This window comes from Actinoallomurus acanthiterrae, from assembly GCF_054775715.1.
Genome location: NZ_BAAHCO010000001.1, coordinates 6,976,331 through 6,990,821, shown reverse-complemented (window position 1 = coordinate 6,990,821; position 14,491 = coordinate 6,976,331). Strand labels below are relative to the sequence as shown.

At 67.0% G+C, this 14,491-nt stretch carries 13 protein-coding genes and 2 pseudogenes; 6 read left to right on the top strand and 9 right to left on the bottom strand.

Annotated features, from left to right (window positions below):
• Positions 1 to 299: 299 nt before the first annotated feature.
• Positions 300 to 893 (bottom strand): TetR/AcrR family transcriptional regulator, encoded by a 594-nt coding sequence (locus ACYVF7_RS32940; protein ID WP_460348392.1) that lies wholly within the window; start codon positions 891 to 893, stop codon positions 300 to 302.
• Between the two features lie 93 nt (positions 894 to 986).
• On the opposite strand from ACYVF7_RS32940, the gene ACYVF7_RS32935 reads away from it, so the two are divergent.
• On the top strand, positions 987 to 2,081 hold the full coding sequence (locus ACYVF7_RS32935) for an oxidoreductase (RefSeq protein ID WP_460348390.1): 1,095 nt from the start codon (positions 987 to 989) through the stop codon (positions 2,079 to 2,081).
• Positions 2,081 to 2,836, top strand: a complete 756-nt coding sequence (locus tag ACYVF7_RS32930; RefSeq protein WP_460348388.1) for an SDR family oxidoreductase — start codon at positions 2,081 to 2,083, stop codon at positions 2,834 to 2,836. Before ACYVF7_RS32935 ends, ACYVF7_RS32930 begins: the two co-directional genes overlap by 1 nt.
• Before the next feature lie 215 nt (positions 2,837 to 3,051).
• Here the strand turns inward: ACYVF7_RS32930 and ACYVF7_RS32925 are convergent.
• A pseudogene (locus ACYVF7_RS32925) lies at positions 3,052 to 4,210 on the bottom strand (Tn3 family transposase).
• Between the two features lie 186 nt (positions 4,211 to 4,396).
• On the opposite strand from ACYVF7_RS32925, the gene ACYVF7_RS32920 reads away from it, so the two are divergent.
• Positions 4,397 to 5,122, top strand: coding sequence for a hypothetical protein (locus ACYVF7_RS32920; RefSeq protein WP_460348386.1), 726 nt, complete (start codon positions 4,397 to 4,399; stop codon positions 5,120 to 5,122).
• 45 nt (positions 5,123 to 5,167) lie between these two features.
• On the opposite strand, the gene ACYVF7_RS32915 is transcribed toward ACYVF7_RS32920, so the two are convergent.
• A complete protein-coding gene (locus ACYVF7_RS32915; RefSeq protein WP_460348383.1) occupies positions 5,168 to 5,491 on the bottom strand; it encodes an ArsR/SmtB family transcription factor in 324 nt (107 codons plus the stop codon).
• 48 nt (positions 5,492 to 5,539) lie between these two features.
• Between ACYVF7_RS32915 and ACYVF7_RS32910 the strand changes: the two genes are divergently transcribed.
• A complete protein-coding gene (locus ACYVF7_RS32910) occupies positions 5,540 to 6,751 on the top strand; it encodes an MFS transporter (RefSeq protein WP_460348381.1) in 1,212 nt (403 codons plus the stop codon).
• Between the two features lie 125 nt (positions 6,752 to 6,876).
• Here ACYVF7_RS32910 and ACYVF7_RS32905 read toward each other — a convergent pair whose 3' ends face one another.
• Positions 6,877 to 7,476, bottom strand: coding sequence for a transposase (locus ACYVF7_RS32905; protein WP_460348379.1), 600 nt, complete (start codon positions 7,474 to 7,476; stop codon positions 6,877 to 6,879).
• On the opposite strand from ACYVF7_RS32905, the gene ACYVF7_RS32900 reads away from it, so the two are divergent.
• The gene (locus ACYVF7_RS32900) at positions 7,386 to 9,491 is read left to right on the top strand and encodes an ISAzo13 family transposase (RefSeq protein ID WP_460348377.1); all 2,106 of its coding nucleotides are present in this window, start codon (positions 7,386 to 7,388) and stop codon (positions 9,489 to 9,491) included. The two genes, ACYVF7_RS32905 and ACYVF7_RS32900, sit on opposite strands and share 91 nt — an antisense overlap.
• A 66-nt stretch (positions 9,492 to 9,557) precedes the next feature.
• Here the strand turns inward: ACYVF7_RS32900 and ACYVF7_RS32895 are convergent.
• The 3 genes and pseudogenes from ACYVF7_RS32895 to ACYVF7_RS32885 form a co-directional block, all read right to left on the bottom strand.
• Positions 9,558 to 10,223: pseudogene (locus tag ACYVF7_RS32895) on the bottom strand (IS256 family transposase); the annotation flags it as partial.
• Between the two features lie 21 nt (positions 10,224 to 10,244).
• Positions 10,245 to 11,690, bottom strand: coding sequence for a group II intron reverse transcriptase/maturase (gene ltrA / locus ACYVF7_RS32890; RefSeq protein WP_460347952.1), 1,446 nt, complete (start codon positions 11,688 to 11,690; stop codon positions 10,245 to 10,247).
• 612 nt (positions 11,691 to 12,302) lie between these two features.
• Entirely contained in the window at positions 12,303 to 12,497 is a 195-nt protein-coding gene (locus ACYVF7_RS32885; RefSeq protein ID WP_460348375.1) for a hypothetical protein, read from the bottom strand.
• Positions 12,498 to 12,675: 178 nt separating this feature from the next.
• Here ACYVF7_RS32885 and ACYVF7_RS32880 point away from each other — a divergent pair, with 178 nt between their 5' ends.
• Positions 12,676 to 12,900 carry a hypothetical protein gene (locus ACYVF7_RS32880; RefSeq protein WP_460348373.1) on the top strand — a complete coding sequence of 75 codons (225 nt, stop codon included), beginning with the start codon at positions 12,676 to 12,678 and terminating at the stop codon, positions 12,898 to 12,900.
• A 77-nt stretch (positions 12,901 to 12,977) separates the two neighbouring features.
• Here the strand turns inward: ACYVF7_RS32880 and ACYVF7_RS32875 are convergent, their stop codons facing one another.
• Positions 12,978 to 13,226 carry a transposase gene (locus ACYVF7_RS32875; RefSeq protein WP_460358238.1) on the bottom strand — a complete coding sequence of 83 codons (249 nt, stop codon included), beginning with the start codon at positions 13,224 to 13,226 and terminating at the stop codon, positions 12,978 to 12,980.
• Positions 13,227 to 13,315: 89 nt separating this feature from the next.
• The gene (locus ACYVF7_RS32870; protein ID WP_460348371.1) at positions 13,316 to 13,657 is read right to left on the bottom strand and encodes a group II intron maturase-specific domain-containing protein; all 342 of its coding nucleotides are present in this window, start codon (positions 13,655 to 13,657) and stop codon (positions 13,316 to 13,318) included.
• Between the last annotated feature and the right edge of the window lie 834 nt (positions 13,658 to 14,491).

Below are 14,491 nucleotides of genomic sequence, written 5' to 3'. Positions count from 1 at the left end.
CGCCCGCAGGGTGGAGCCGTAGACCGTCCGGGTGCCGCGCTGCTCCGGCCCGGACAGCGTGGCGAGGTAGGCGAAGATCGCCGGGCCGATTCCCATCGCGGTCGGCGGTGTGATCGGCCGTACGTTCCCCATCGGCCCCCGGCCCCTTTTCATTATCGCAGAAAAGCAATGTGAGTCGCCCTCGCCGTGGCGGGGTGTTCGTCCTGGTCGCTTCGGCAAGTAGCGCAGAAAGTTTGACGCTATCCGCGATAGATGAGGTGACGGTCGGCGTCCTGCCACCGCTGTCAATGAGTGGCGGTTCAGGTCGGGCGGGTGGCGTGGAGCAGGCCGTCGACGAGGGTCTGGGCGACGGTCGGATTGAGGGGGCGATCGCCGGTCAGCACGCGGTACCAGAACAGGCCGAACAGCACGTCCACGGCCAGGTCGAGGTCGGTGTCGGGGGCGAGTTCGCCGCGTTGGATGCCGCGTTCGAGCAGGTGGCGTACCAGGGCGCGGCGGTCGTCGATGAAACGGGCGAAGTCGGCGGCGAAGTCGCCGCCAGTCTGCGCCTCGGCCATCATCGAGCTCAGCGCCGCCTTCTTGCCGGGGTTGGCGACCTCGGCGAACAGGGTGCTCAGGTAGGACAGCAGGTCACCGCGGACGGTTCCGGTGTCAACCGTCGGGTGGCGGCGGGTAGCGTCCTCGCGGAACGCCTCGGCGACGAGTGCGCCCTTAGATGACCACCATCGGTAGATGGTGCGTTTGCCGACCTTGGCCCGGCGGGCGATCTCGTCGAGGGACAGCCCGCCATAGCCGCGTTCACGCAGGACCTCCTGCGTGGCCTCCAGGATGGCCTGGTGGGTCTGCTCGCTGCGGGGCCGGCCGGGGCGGGTTGTCGGCGAGGTCGAGGTCATGCCTTGAGTGAACCAGATCCGTCGAGGGGGTTGGACAGACGACGCGCATGAAATGATACGATCCGGTTAGGTTCGTAATTAGGAGGAGAGTCCATGTCGCTGTTCACACCGGCCAAGGTCGGCACGCTGGAGTTGCCCAACCGCATCGTCATGTCCGCGATGACCCGCAGCCGTGCGCCCGAGTCGGGCGTTCCCACGGCGCTCACCGCGCAGTATTACGCGCAGCGCGCCACGGCGGGGCTGATCGTGACGGGCTCGGTGAACGTCTCCCCGGAAGCCACCGGATACCTGTGGACGGAGGGGCTTTACACCGGTGAGCAGGTGGCCGGGTGGCAGCGGGTGAGTGCGGCGGTGCACGAGGCGGGCGGGCGTATCGTCGCGCAGTTGATTCACTGCGGGCGGGTATCGCACACCTCGCTGCAGCCGGGCCAGGCCTCGCCGCCCGGGATCACCGACGCTGCCGCCAAGGCCGAGGTCTTCGCGTTGACCGACGACGGTACCCCCGGCATGGTTGCCGCCAGCACGCCGCGCGCGCTGACCACCAGGGAGGTCGAGGAGACCGTCGGGGACTTCGTGGCGGCGGCCCGCAATGCCCGGCGGGCGGGCCTGGACGGGGTTGAGATCCAGGGCGGCAACGGGTTCCTAGTCGAGCAGTTCCTCAGCGCCGCCAACACGCGTTCCGATCGGTATGGCCGGGGGTCGGTGTTCCTGCTGGAGGTGGTCGAAGCGATCGGTGCGGCCGTGCCAGGGTTCCCGCTGGGGGTGAAGCTGACGCCTGGTGGTGTGATCAACGGCATCGTGCCGCCGGCCAATTGGCCCGAGCTGTATCTGCGGCTGCTGGATGAGCTGAATGATCGCGATGTCGCGTTCGTGACCCTTGCAGACCAGGCCGCCGTCGGCGCGCCCGGCGGCTACGACCCGGCATTCGCCGCCCAGGCCCGGCAGACGTTCCAGCGGACCCTCGTTCTCGGCGGCGGATATTCCGGCGAGTCGGCGGCCGCCGCGCTCCAGGCCGGCCGCGCGGATCTGATCTCCTTCGCCCGTCCCTATGTGGCCAATCCCGATCTGGCCGCCCGAATCCGTGCCGGAAGGCCACTGGCCGAACCCGATCCCACCACCTTCTACGGCGGTGGGGCCGAGGGCTACACCGACTACCCCACCGACCCCGAGGACGCGCGGAGCCGGTGATGTCCATCGTGCGGCACCTGCAGGGACGTGTCGCGCTGGTGACCGGCGGTGGCGGCGAGATCGGCGCCGCCATCGCCGCGCACCTCGCTGCCATGGGCGCGGCAGTCGTTGTGAACCACCGCGACCAGGCCGACCGAGCGGCGGCGGAGGTGACAGCGGAGGCGGTCGCCGCGGCGGATGGCAAGAGTCTGGTGATCGCCGCGGACATCGCCGATCCTGCGGCGGTTCACCGGCTCTTCGACACCGCATGGGCCGAGTTCGGACGGCTGGACATCCTCGTCAACAACGCGGGAGTGGGGGTTTTCGGTCCGCTTACCGCCCTCACCGACGAGGATTTCGAGCGCGCCGTCGCGGTGAACCTTCGCGGCGTGTTCCTGGCCTGCCGACAGGCCGCGCCGCGCCTGGCCGACGGCGGCCGCGTCATCACGCTGTCCTCGTCGGCCACCGCGCTGACCCTCCCTGGTTACGGCCTGTACTCCGCGACCAAGGCCGCCGTAGAGGTGGTGTCCCGCACGCTGGCCCACGAACTGGGAGGGCGCGGAATCACCGTCAACGTCGTTGCACCCGGCCCCATCGACACCGCAGCGTTCCGCCACGGCAAGACCGCCGAGCTGATCGACCGGCTTCGAAAGATGTCACCGCTCGGCCGCCTCGGGACTCCCACCGACGTGGCCGGCGCAGTCGGGCTGCTCTGCCAACCCGGCGCGGGATGGATCACCGGCCAGACCATCCGAGTCAACGGCGGTCAGGCGTGACCGGATCTAAGAGGGCTGACCTGCGGCAACCTCGTTAACGCCGGATCTAGTTCCGAATCACTCCAAGCCCCGACACGTTCCTGATGCCGTCCACCTGCAGAAACGCCTCAGATGGCGGCTGACAACAGCTTCCTTACCGACGGGCGCCTGCCCGTTCCCCTGCCGTGCGTCTTACCAGGGCCTCAGCACCGACTCCTGGCCCTGGCGTCGCCGTATCAGCCTTCGTCCTCATCGTCGGGGGCATCGGGGTCGCGTAGTTCGCGGATGGCGCCGGATGCCAGCTCTGGTAGGGCGAAAGAGTAGGTTCCGTGGACGTTCAGATGCTTGCGTACGAACGGTGAGAGCCGGGCGGCGTCGTCCTCGCGGACCGGGTAACCCTGGGCCTTCAGCTGCTCGATCGCGGCATTCAGCTAGACGGTGTTCCACAGCACGACGCAGTTGAGGACCAGGCCGAGCACGCCGAGCTGGTTTTCCAGGCCGCGCTCATAGTGGTGGAACAGCTCGCCCTTCTTGCCGTGGCAGATCCGGCGCGCCAGATCGTGGCGGCCTTCTTGCAGGTTGCGGATGTGCTTGATGTCGCGGCGATAGGCCTCATCAACGTCGATGTAGGCCAGGATGTGCAGGGACTTGAAGATCCGCCCGTAGACGGCCAAGGCCTCACCCAGCGCGGTGGGGTGCCCGTCGCGCTGCAGCATGGTCACCACGTCGTACGCCCGCACCGTGCCGGTGTAGATCGAGGCCACCACGCGCAGGCTGTCGGGCCAGTGCTTGCGGATGCGGGCCAGGTCGATCTTGCCGCGGGCGAAGGTGTTCAGCGGCCCGTAGTCGGCTTCAGCGTTGGTCGGAGTAGGAGCCGGTGTCGGACACCACGATCTCTGGAAGTTCCCCGCCGTCCAGGCCGAAGATGACATCCACCATGTGCAGGGAGTCGCGGACTGTGCCGGACACGACCTTGGCGCCCCGGCCCATACCCTGGTCGTTCATCGCGTTCAGCCAGGTCATCCCGCGTGTAGGGCCGAAGAACTTACGATTGGGGCGGGCGAACAACGCCGGGACCGGCACCACGAACCGCATCCCGTCCACCGCGGCGACCATCCCGCCACCCCACGCCCGGGCGAGGGCGAGCGTGGTCTGCCGGGTGACCATCGGGGCGTTGGCCGGGCCGATGGTCTCGGGCCGGAAGTAGTTCTGGAACACGTGCGACAGCCGCGCCCACTCCAGCGCCGGCACGCCCTTCTTCGCGATCGGCCGGTAACCGACGTTCATCGCGTGCGCTGCCATGCACGCGGCGATCGAGACATCCAGGTCTTCGAGGCGGCTGCGGCCGGCGGAGGCGGCGGTGAACGCAGCGGCGATGCCCGGCTCCCACGACATCACCTCCAAGATGACCTCGGGCAGATCCACCCGCGGCAGGATCGCCGCCGTGCGCTTGCGCAGGTCGACCAGGGACGGCGGCTCCTCGATCGCCTTCACCCCGTCAGGTGGATCTTGCCGTCATCATCGATCCGCACGGCGTCGTTGACGACCAGCCGCTGGCCTCCGCACCGGGCCGAGGGGATCTTGGCCGGTGATTTCCTTCACGTCGATACGATCAGCCTCGCCTGGCTGTACTGCTTCGCGGTCGTCGAACACGCCACCCGCCGTGTGCATGTTTTGGGCGTCACCGCGAATCCGACCGCCGGCTGGGCCGCCCAGCAGGCCAGGAACTTGTTGATGGACCTGGGGGAGCGGGCAGGGGCCTTCAAGTTTGTGATTCGCGATCGGGACAGCAAGTTCACCGCGTTGTTCGATGGGGTGTTCCGCGGCGAGGGCATAAGGATCGTGCGCACCGCTGCTCGGGCGCCGCGTATGAATGCGATCATGGAACGCTGGGTGGGCACCGTACGCCGCGAGAGCCTCGACCGGATCCTCATAGTCAATTCCGCGCATCTGCGCAAGGTTCTCACCGAGTACCAGGACCAGCGAGGTAGGCCGTCCAGCGAGGTGCCAGTGTTCTGGTCCTTTTCCGGACGGCCCCCTCCCGAACCCGCCGTGCCCGTTCCGAGCAACGGGCTCTCCGGTGATTACTGCGTGGTTGTCCCGGTGGAGTGCCGTCCGTGGATGGTGTCGTGGCAGTTGGCGCATACGATGAGCGTTTTTGGCTCTGGCCCAATCTCGGTGATGTTGGTGACTCGGTGTGAGCCCAAACGCCAACAGGTTGGTCAGGTTTGGAGACCGGCAGCAGCAGGGAGGCGGTGTTCGATAGGTGTGGGCAGGCGTACACATCCCACCGGCTGGCCCACCTGATCCACTCGCCTTACGTCCCAGCATCTGAGCATCAACCGGTGGTGTTCAACGGCCTTGGTCGTACTCGATGTTGTCGAGCACGGCGCCGAGCAGGCCGGGGAACCGGGCCTCGAACTCGTCCGTGCGCAGTCGGGCACTCTGTTGCTGCCCATGGTGGGTGCGGCGGAGCAGCGCGCACTCGCGCAGGATCCGGAAATGGTGGGACGCGTTGGACTTGCTGATCCCCAGCGCGCGATAAATCACCGAGCACTCGGTCTCACCATTGCGGGCCAGGAGGGCCACGATCTGCAGGCGCAGTGGGTCGCTGAGCCCGTTCATCGCGGACGCCAGGGTCACATCCGCCGGATCGGCATGAAAAGCATCACGCATGCCTTCAGGCTACTCCAAAGGTTCAAGAATCGTTGTACCGTTAGATCTATGTCCATGCTGAATCCTCGGATCTACCTCCTCGCGCTGGGTACCTTCACCGTTGGCACGGAGGGCTATGTGATCGCGGGAGTGCTACCCGCCGTGGCCCGCGACATGCACACCTCCGTCGCCATGTGCGGCCAGTTGGTCACCATCTTCGCCGTGGCGTACGCCCTGGGCGGACCCCCATTGATCAGGCTTTTCCACGATGTCCCACCGAAGCGGCTGCTGATCGGCGCCGCCGTGTTCTTCGCGGCGGCGAACCTGCTCGCCGCGCTGGCGCCGGACATCGCCGTGCTGATCATCGCGCGGATCCTCGCCGCCGGCGGTGCGGCCCTGTTCCTCGCGCCGGCCGCCGCCGCGGCCGCCGCGCTCACCCCTCCCGGACTGCTGCCGCGGGCGATTTCGGTCACCGCCACCGGCAACGCGCTGGCGTTGACCGCGGGCGCGCCCATCGGCACCGTGATCGGGTCCGCGTTCGGCTGGCGGACCTCGTTCCTGTTCGTCACCGGCCTGGCGATCCTCAGCGCGCTTCTGGTGGGGGCGTTCCTGCCCGAGGTGCCGGTGTCCTCAGCTCGGACCGGCGGCCGGCTCGCGCTGCTGGGGCACCGGCCGATCCGGTGGGCGCTCGCGACCACGTTCGGACTGTTCCTGGCCTCCTACACCGTCTACACCTACTTGTCGCCGGTCATGGGGACCGCGACCGGGGCGGACAGCACCGGCGTCGCCATCCTGATGGTCGTCTTCGGCGCCGGCGGACTCATCGGCGGCCGCGTGATCGGACACGTCCTCGCCCGAGGCGCACTGGCCCCGGTGCTGCGGGTCGCCCTGCTCATCGTGACCGTGATGATCGCCCTCATCGCCGTACTGACCGGCCTGCATGCGCACACTGCGGCCGGCACCGTCGTCGCGTTCCCGATCATGCTCGTCTTCGGGGCGGCCTGGTGGTCTGGTGGCATCAGCCAGCAGACCCGCCTGGCCACCCTCGCCCCCGACCAGCGCTCGCTGGCCCTCGGCCTGCACTTCTCCGCCCAATTCCTCGGCGTCGCGACGGCGGGCGCCGTCGGCGGACTCGCCCTCGGATTCTCCGGCCCCCTCGCCGTCCCTCTCGTCGCCGGAGCCTTCGCCATCGCCACGATCTTGACCGTCAAACACACCCCCACACCCACGCCACAACGTCAGGACCGCCCCACCACCAACAGTCAGCCGGCTGCCCGCTGACGAATCCTCACCCGATCGGGCCCACTCTCGGTGCCTTGTTGACCCGGTGTGAGTCCAGGGAGTCTGACCCGACGCTTCCTTGATCGCGATTCGGGCGTGTCCGCGATCTTGTGTAAGTCCTGGTTCTACTGAATGGTGAGGCGGTCTTCGAAGTACAACGCGAAGGCGTTCAACGCCGTCTTCCAGTGTGGCGCGACATGGTTGCGGTCGCGGGTCTTCGGCTCGATCAGCTCGGTCACCGCGAGGTAGAGCACTTTGAGGGCGGCCTGCTCGGTCGGGAAATGGCCCCGGTTGCGGGTGACTTTGCGCAGCCGGGCGTTGATGGACTCGATCATGTTCGTGCTGTAGATCACCTTCCTGATCTCCGGTGGGAACGCCAGATACGGGGTGAACTCGCTCCAGGCCGCCCGCCAAGACCGTTCGATCGCCGGATACCGCCGGCCCAGATCGCCGGCGGCCAGGTCCTCGAGTGCCTGGGCGGCGGCCTGTTCGGTCGGGGCGGTGTAGATCGCCCGCAGCGCCGGGACCAGCTTGGAGTGGTCCTTCTTGGAGGCCAGCCGGAGCGAGGCCCGGATCAGATGGACTTGTAAGGAAACAACACGGTGCTTCTCGGTTTCCGGTTCGATGAGCCGGTATGGCCATCCCGGGCGAGGTCCGCGATCAGCTTGTGGCGCGGTTCGCGGTGTTGTTGCCGCATCTGAACGAGCGTCAGCGGCGTCTGGCATTGGCGACCGAGGCCCGGCTGCTGGGGCATGGGGGTGTTCGGCTGGTCGCGCGGGTGGCCGGGGTCAGCGAGACCACCGTCCGCAAGGGCGTGTTCGAACTCGAATCCGGGGCTGATCCGCTGCCCGATGGGCGAGTCCGGCGGACGGGCGGGGGCCGGTTACGGGCCGAGGCCGTCGATCCGCTTCTGCTGCCGTCGCTGATGGCACTGGTCGAGCCGGACGAGCGCGGAGATCCCGAATCGCCGCTGCGGTGGACGACGAAGTCGCTGCGGCATCTGGCCGCCGAACTCACGCGCCGGGGGCATCGGGTGGCCGCGCCGACGGTGGGCCGGCTGCTGAAGGAGAGCGGGTTCAGCCTGCAGGGCACCGCCAAGGTTTTGGAAGGCGATCAGCATCCTGATCGAGACGCACAGTTCCGCTATATAAACGCGCAGGTCAAGGAGCATCAAGCGGCGGGCGAGCCGGTGATCAGCGTGGACGCGAAGAAGAAGGAGCAGCTCGGGCTGTTGCCCATGAACGGGCGGGAATGGCAGCCACGTGGCCGGCCGGTGCAGGTCGAGGACCACAGCTTCTGGGCCGGCCCGAACGTCGAGACCGTGGTCCCCTACGGGATCTACGACATGGCCTCCAACACCGGCTGGGTGAACGTCGGGGTCGACCACGACACCGCGGCGTTCGCGGTCGCCTCGATCCGCCGCTGGTGGCAGGCACGCGGACGCTTGGACTACCCGGACGCTTCCCGTCTGTTGATCACCGCGGACGCGGGTGGGTCGAACAGCTACCGCTACCGGCTCTGGAAGGCCGAGCTGGCCGCGTTCGCCGCCGAGAGCGGGTTGACGGTCACGGTCTGCCATTTCCCGCCGGGCACCTCGAAATGGAACAAGATCGAGCACCGGCTGTTCTCCCACATCACCATGAACTGGCGCGGACGGCCGTTGACCAGCCATCAGGTCGTCCTGGGCACGATCGCGGCGACCACCACCTCGACCGGCCTGAAGGTCGAAGCCGTCCTCGACCCGGGCTCCTACCCGACCGGGATCGCAGTCAGCCGCGACCAACTCCAGGCCCTGCCGATCACCGCGCATCCCGAACACGGAGCCTGGAACTACAGCATCGCCCCGGCAGGCGGCACCGCCGCCCCACCGCGCGCAGACCAGCGAGCCACGGCCCGCGCCCAAACCCTCGCGATGCTCGCCGACCCCCGCCTGACCGGCATGAGCAGCGACGAACTCCACGCGCTGCGCTCACGGCTCGCCCCGGCCCAGCAGGCCCGGGCCGAGCAACACCGCTACGTACTGCGCGGCGGCCGACGCGTCGCCACCACCGGCCGCAGCCGAGCCCTGCTCTCGAACTCCGACGAGGTCCTGATCACCGTCATCTACCTGCGGCAGCTCTGCCCGCAGAAGGTTCTGTGTGACCTGCTCGGGATCAACCCGGTCACGATCGGCCAGGCGATCAAAGCCACCCGCCAGCTCCTGGACGAGAAGAAGATCAGCATCACCCCGACAGTCGTCCGCTACTTCACCCGAGCAGACGACCTACGCGCCTGGGCCACCGGCACCGACCCTGCCGCGCACCCCCCGGCGCACCCGACCCGCCACGCCTTGACCGACCCACGTCTGACCGGCATGAGCCGCGACGCGCTGGACACCCTGCTCGAGAAACTGATCGTGCCCTACGCCGCCGCGATCGAACAGCGCCGCCACCGCCAACGCGGCGGAAACCGACGCCCCGGCACCCGCGGCGGAGTCTTCCGCCAGAAGATCACCGACGCCGACCGGATCCTCGCCACCATCCTCTACCAACGCCGAATCTGCACCCTCAACACCCTCGCCGAACTGTTCGACATCTCCAATAGCACCCTCTGGAACGCGATCAAAGACGTCCTGCCCATCCTCGACAGCCACCACCCCGCCATCACCCCCGCCGACCACCGCTACACCTCGGCCGCCGACCTCCTCGCCTCGACCAACACACCCCCAGAGCATCCCGGCCCCGGAAAACCAGCATGTTGATTCTTGGCGGCCACGATGGATGACACACGTCTGGACAGTCGCCCGAGGCCAGACGGCGTTGACCGCCTCAGGCAGGCCGGTGAGCCCGTCGCAGCACAAGATGCACACATCGTCGATGCCGCGGGCCTTCAACTCACCCAAGACGGTGAGCCATTGGCGGGAGCCCTCGCCGGGGTCCTTGCCGATCCACAGCCCCAGGATGTGCTTGGCCCCGTCCAGGTCGACGCCGACCGCGACATAGACCGGCCGGTTGACGACCTGGCCGTCTCTGATCTTGATCCATAGCGCGTCGATGTAGATGACCGGCCAGACCGCCTCCAGCGGCCGGTTCTGCCAGGTGGTGATCTCCTCGGTGACCGCGTCGGTGACCTTGGAGATCAGGTCGGGGCTGACCTCGACTCCGTAGAGTTTGGCCAGGTGGGAGCGGATGTCACGCACGCTCATCCCGCGTGCGTATAGCGACAGGACCTGTTCGTTGAATCCCGACAACCTGCGGGCGCCCTTGGGCACGATCTTCGGGGTGAAGTCCCCGTTGCGGTCTCGCGGCACGTCGACCTCGACGGCGCCGATACCGGTCAGGACCTTCTTGCCCGAGGTTCCGTTCCGGGAGTTCCCGCTGCTGTTGCCGGCCGGGTCGTGCTTGTCAGTGGGGTCGGCCTGGGGCGCGGTGCCGGTGTTGCCACCGGTCCGTTTCCCCAGACCGCCCGCCCGAACCGGACGTGCGGCTTTCACCGCATCCGGCTCTCCACGCGTTCATGCCGCTGGGGACGCTGTTCGTTCTGACCAGGGTGTCGGGATGTTGTATCCCCGCCAGCGTTGGTGCACGGTGGCGACCATTGCCGGGTTGAACAATTCGATCCCTTCCGCGACGATCCGGTATCCGTCGGTGAATACCTTGCGTCGTATCTGTTTCCACGACAAGCGGCCGTGCCGTTTACGGAGCCACCGAGCGACTCGCCACCACAGATAGTGGTTGAGATAGCCGAAGGTTCCGCTGGAACTGCCGTACTTGAAGTAGTGACACCAGCCCCGCACCACCGAGTTCACCCGGAGGAGCAGGGCCTTAAGGTCAGGATGGGCTTTCTGGCATGTCAACGTCCGCACCTTCGTCTTGATGCTCCTCAGAGCCTTCTTCGACGGGTAGGTGTAGACGTGGCGTTGGCTGGTTCCCCTCTTGCGACGCCACCGGATGTGATAGCCCAAGAAATCGAACCCTTCCCCGAGGTGGACTACCTTGGTCTTTTCCTCCGAGAGCCGTAGCCCCATCGGAGCCAAGAGATCGGCAATGTCTTGCCGCAGTTGTTCGGCGTCGTTACGGGTTCCAGCGACCATCACGACCCAATCGTCCGCGTAGCGGATCAGCCGCCAGTTCGCCAGTCCCTTCTGCCGACGCCGGAACCGTGCGTTGCCGTCCTTCATGCTCGCCCGCCACACGCCGACGAAGTAGTCGTCCAGCACGGACAAGGCGATGTTGGCCAGCAACGGCGACAGGATGCCTCCTTGGGGAGTACCGGTCCTGGTCTCCTGACGTTCGCCGAGTTCGGTGAGGATCCCGGCTTTGCAGAACGCCTTCACCAGCGCGAGCACGCGTTTGTCTCCGATCCTGCGCCGCACCCGGTCCATGAGGGCCGCGTGGTCGATGGTGTCGAAGCACGCTTCGATGTCCCCCTCCAGCACCCAGTGATATTTGCGGCTGCCGAAGTGGTGAATCTCCGCCAGAGCATCGTGCGCCCGCCGGTTCGGCCGGAACCCATACGAACACGGCTGGAAGTCGCGTTCGAAAATGGGTTCCAAGACCAGTTTCAGCGATGCCTGAACGACCCTGTCCGCCATGGTCGGTATGCCGAGCCGCCGGAGTTTCCCTCCCGATTTCGGGATCATCCGTTCGCGGACCGGCACCGGCCGGAACGTGCGGGACCGTAGTTGATCCCGCAAGTCGTCCAGGAACGCCAACACGCCCGGATCGGTCTCGATATCGCGGGCGGTTCGCCCGTCGATCCCGGCCGTGCGTGCCCCGGTGTTGCCGCGGACCCGTTCCCACGCGATCAGCAGGAAATCCGGGTCCGTCACCAGATTGAACAAATCATCAAACCGGCGATTACGATCCTCGCCGGCCCACCGGTGCAGCTTCGTCTGCATCCCCAGTACCCGCCGCTCCGCCCAATACGGGTCCGGATCGGTCGGTTCACCGGTATTCACCGGCGACCTCCTGGCCTTGCAGTCCTTCTACTGCACGAACTCGCTGCCGTCCTTCCCCATGTGACCGGCTTTCCCGGCCTCGCAGTACTACGACGGCTCCGCCCGACCCGGCACCTTCGGTCGACGACGCACCTATCCCACCCCCCGGCCTGTCTGACCGGACACCGGAGCAGTGCCGAATCGTTCCCACGTTCACTGGCGACCCCTCGATGGAGGAGGTGCCCGGCTTTGCCCCTGCGGCCTCGCTGCGGGTACGCCGTAGACCTTCCCCGCAACCTCCCGGCCGGAAGGCTACGACCGGCTCCAGGAGTTCCCCACCCACGCCAACACGCAGCGGGTACGCACCGCCAACCCAGGCCATATCCGCCAGGTTTGACCTGGTGATCACCTTGAGAAGCTTTACAACACCGGTTCCTCACGTGCACCGTTCCATCTCGCAAACCGGACCCGAGCCATCTGGCAGTCCTGGCACGTCCCGGCCTTGTCAAGGCTGCTCCCACCCTCACCCGCGTCTCCGAGATCAGGCTGCCTCCTGCTTCAAGCGGCCCGCTACGACGAGCCACCGACAGCGGAATCCCACCGCTGCAAGGTCAACCAGCGCCTCGTGGCGCACTAGCCGAGGTGCTCGGTCATCTCCACCGACAGCGCCCGCTCCAGCACCGCCTTGGTGACCTGGGTCAACAACCCGTCCTCGCCAAGTAGCTGGGCGCCGGAGGCATCGGAGGAGGCCATCAGCTCCTCAGCGACCTTGACCACCAGATCCGGGGCCACCCCATCCTGCTCGGGGGTGTTCGCGTCATCCGTCACGTGATCTCCTGTCCGGCCGACGGGGGCGATGACCCCCGCCAACCTGGCACATCACGGACTTACACGATCTTGCTGACACGCCCCGCGATTCCGTAACAGGCCGCTCATAGAAGCGGCCGCTCGGTAACGATCTGGTCTGTCGAGAACCTGATCATCAACGAGCGGCCGTGGGGTCATTGTGCTGCATTCGACGGCGGGCGAGGGAGCCTGCTGCGTTCACCTGCTCTTCCCAGCTCTCAAGGACCTGCACGTCCAAGGCGTCGAGGATCACGGCGACGCGGTGCTGATCACGGCGCGAACCACCACACAGGAGGAGTCGTGTCCGGAGTGTGGTGTGTCGTCGGCTCGGGTGCACAGCCGGTACGCGTTCTGCGGGATCTGGCGGCGTGCGGACGGCCGGTGATGATCGAGTTTGAAGAGCGCCGGTTCTTCTGGCGCTGGCCCAATCTCGGTGATCGGGTGACGGAGCGTGGTGTCGGGTCAGTTGTAGTGGAGTACGCGGGCGCGTAGGAGGTCGAAGTTGGCGCGGCCGAACATCTGGCGTTTCAGGAATTTGATTTTGTTGACGGTGCCCTCGACGGTGCCGCTGCTGTGGGGCAGGGCCAGGCCGGCGGTGACTGCGGCATGGTCGCGGCGCAGACCGGTGGCGAAGGCGGCCAGGTGGGGTGAGTCTCCGGCTGCGGTCGTGGTGATCCAGTGGTCGAGTAGGTGACCGTGGCGGTTGGTCATCATCGTGGCGAAGCCGCGGACGTGTCCGGCGGCGGCTTCGAGCTCGGGGCAGCGGGTTAGGATCTGCCCGCACCGGGCTCTCCACAAGATCATGCCGCTCGGATCGGGCCTGTCAGGGCGTCCGGCCAAGGAGAGGGGACGCTGTTGCCCCGGTAGCGGTACCGAGTGATCGGCACCGTGTTCAGGTCGAACAGCGTGATCCCATCCAGGGTGATGGGCTTCCAGCGTCCTTGCGCAGTACCGAGCCATCGCCGGATGGCCGTCCACGTCATGCGGTGCTGGTGCATCACCCAGCGGACCATCCGCCACCAGACGAAGGTGTACAGGCGGGCCATGGTGTGCTTGGCGACCGCGTGTTTGAAGTAGTTGGCCCAGCTGCGCAGGATCTGGTTGGTCCGGATCAGCGCGATCTTGTAATCGAGATGCGACAACGTCTAGGTCAGTGTCTTGATCTTCCGCTTCAACGACGCGACCGGTTTGTCGGCGATGAAGGTAAAGACATGCCAGTTGGTCGGTCCTCGCTTGCGCTTCCAGACGATAGCCCAGATCCGCCAGGTTCGAGCTGATGGCACCTTAGGAGGCTTCAAACACCGGTTCCTTGCGTATACCTCTCCGTCTCGCTCGCCGGACCCGCCCCATCTGACACGTTCCGGCTTTGTCGGGGCCGCTTGCCACCCTCCCCAGCACCTCCCGGGTCAGTCGGGTAGGACCGGCGGGTTGCCCCGCCGGTCCCCCTCAGAACTGCTCGGGCGACTTTCACCGCAAGCAGCTCAAGCGAGCCGCGAGGGCGGTTCAGGGCGAAGCGCTGGTCTCCTGTGCTGGCGATTGTGGTACTCGCGCCGGCAGGAGGCGTGAACGATGAGGGTGTGGTCACCGTCGGGTGAGCCTGGCCGTCCGTTGTGCACGAGGTAGTCTGCGACTATCGCGCGGCGGACGGCGTGTTCGTCGACCCAGCTCCGCTCCGAGATGGACGCCGGGCTGTCGGCGCTGAACGACGCCCTCGGCGGCAAGAGCCTGACCTGATTGAGGATCGCCGAACGCAGGAATGCGGGCGCGATCCAGCTGACGCCGCTGGACGTCGCTCCCGAGCCGCGGAACCTGCGCCGGTTGAAGGCGGTGATCCGGGACCGGTGGGGCGTCGTGCCCTTGATGGACATGCTCACCGAGACGGCCTTGCGGACGGGCTACCTGAACGTCTTCAATCCGGCCGGAACTCAAGCGCGAGTCTGGCCCCGGCGGACGCCCGCGGCCGCTACCAGGGCAGT

Coding starts and splice junctions, on each gene's coding strand:
- ACYVF7_RS32910 (WP_460348381.1), top strand. CDS start 5,540: ATGTCCATGCTGAATCCTCGGATCTACCTCCTCGCGCTGGGTACCTTC.
- ACYVF7_RS32915 (WP_460348383.1), bottom strand. CDS start 5,491: ATGCGTGATGCTTTTCATGCCGATCCGGCGGATGTGACCCTGGCGTCC.
- ACYVF7_RS32905 (WP_460348379.1), bottom strand. CDS start 7,476: ATGCCAGACGCCGCTGACGCTCGTTCAGATGCGGCAACAACACCGCGA.
- ACYVF7_RS32930 (WP_460348388.1), top strand. CDS start 2,081: ATGTCCATCGTGCGGCACCTGCAGGGACGTGTCGCGCTGGTGACCGGC.
- ACYVF7_RS32935 (WP_460348390.1), top strand. CDS start 987: ATGTCGCTGTTCACACCGGCCAAGGTCGGCACGCTGGAGTTGCCCAAC.
- ACYVF7_RS32940 (WP_460348392.1), bottom strand. CDS start 893: ATGACCTCGACCTCGCCGACAACCCGCCCCGGCCGGCCCCGCAGCGAG.
- ACYVF7_RS32875 (WP_460358238.1), bottom strand. CDS start 13,226: ATGACCAACCGCCACGGTCACCTACTCGACCACTGGATCACCACGACC.
- ACYVF7_RS32900 (WP_460348377.1), top strand. CDS start 7,386: ATGGCCATCCCGGGCGAGGTCCGCGATCAGCTTGTGGCGCGGTTCGCG.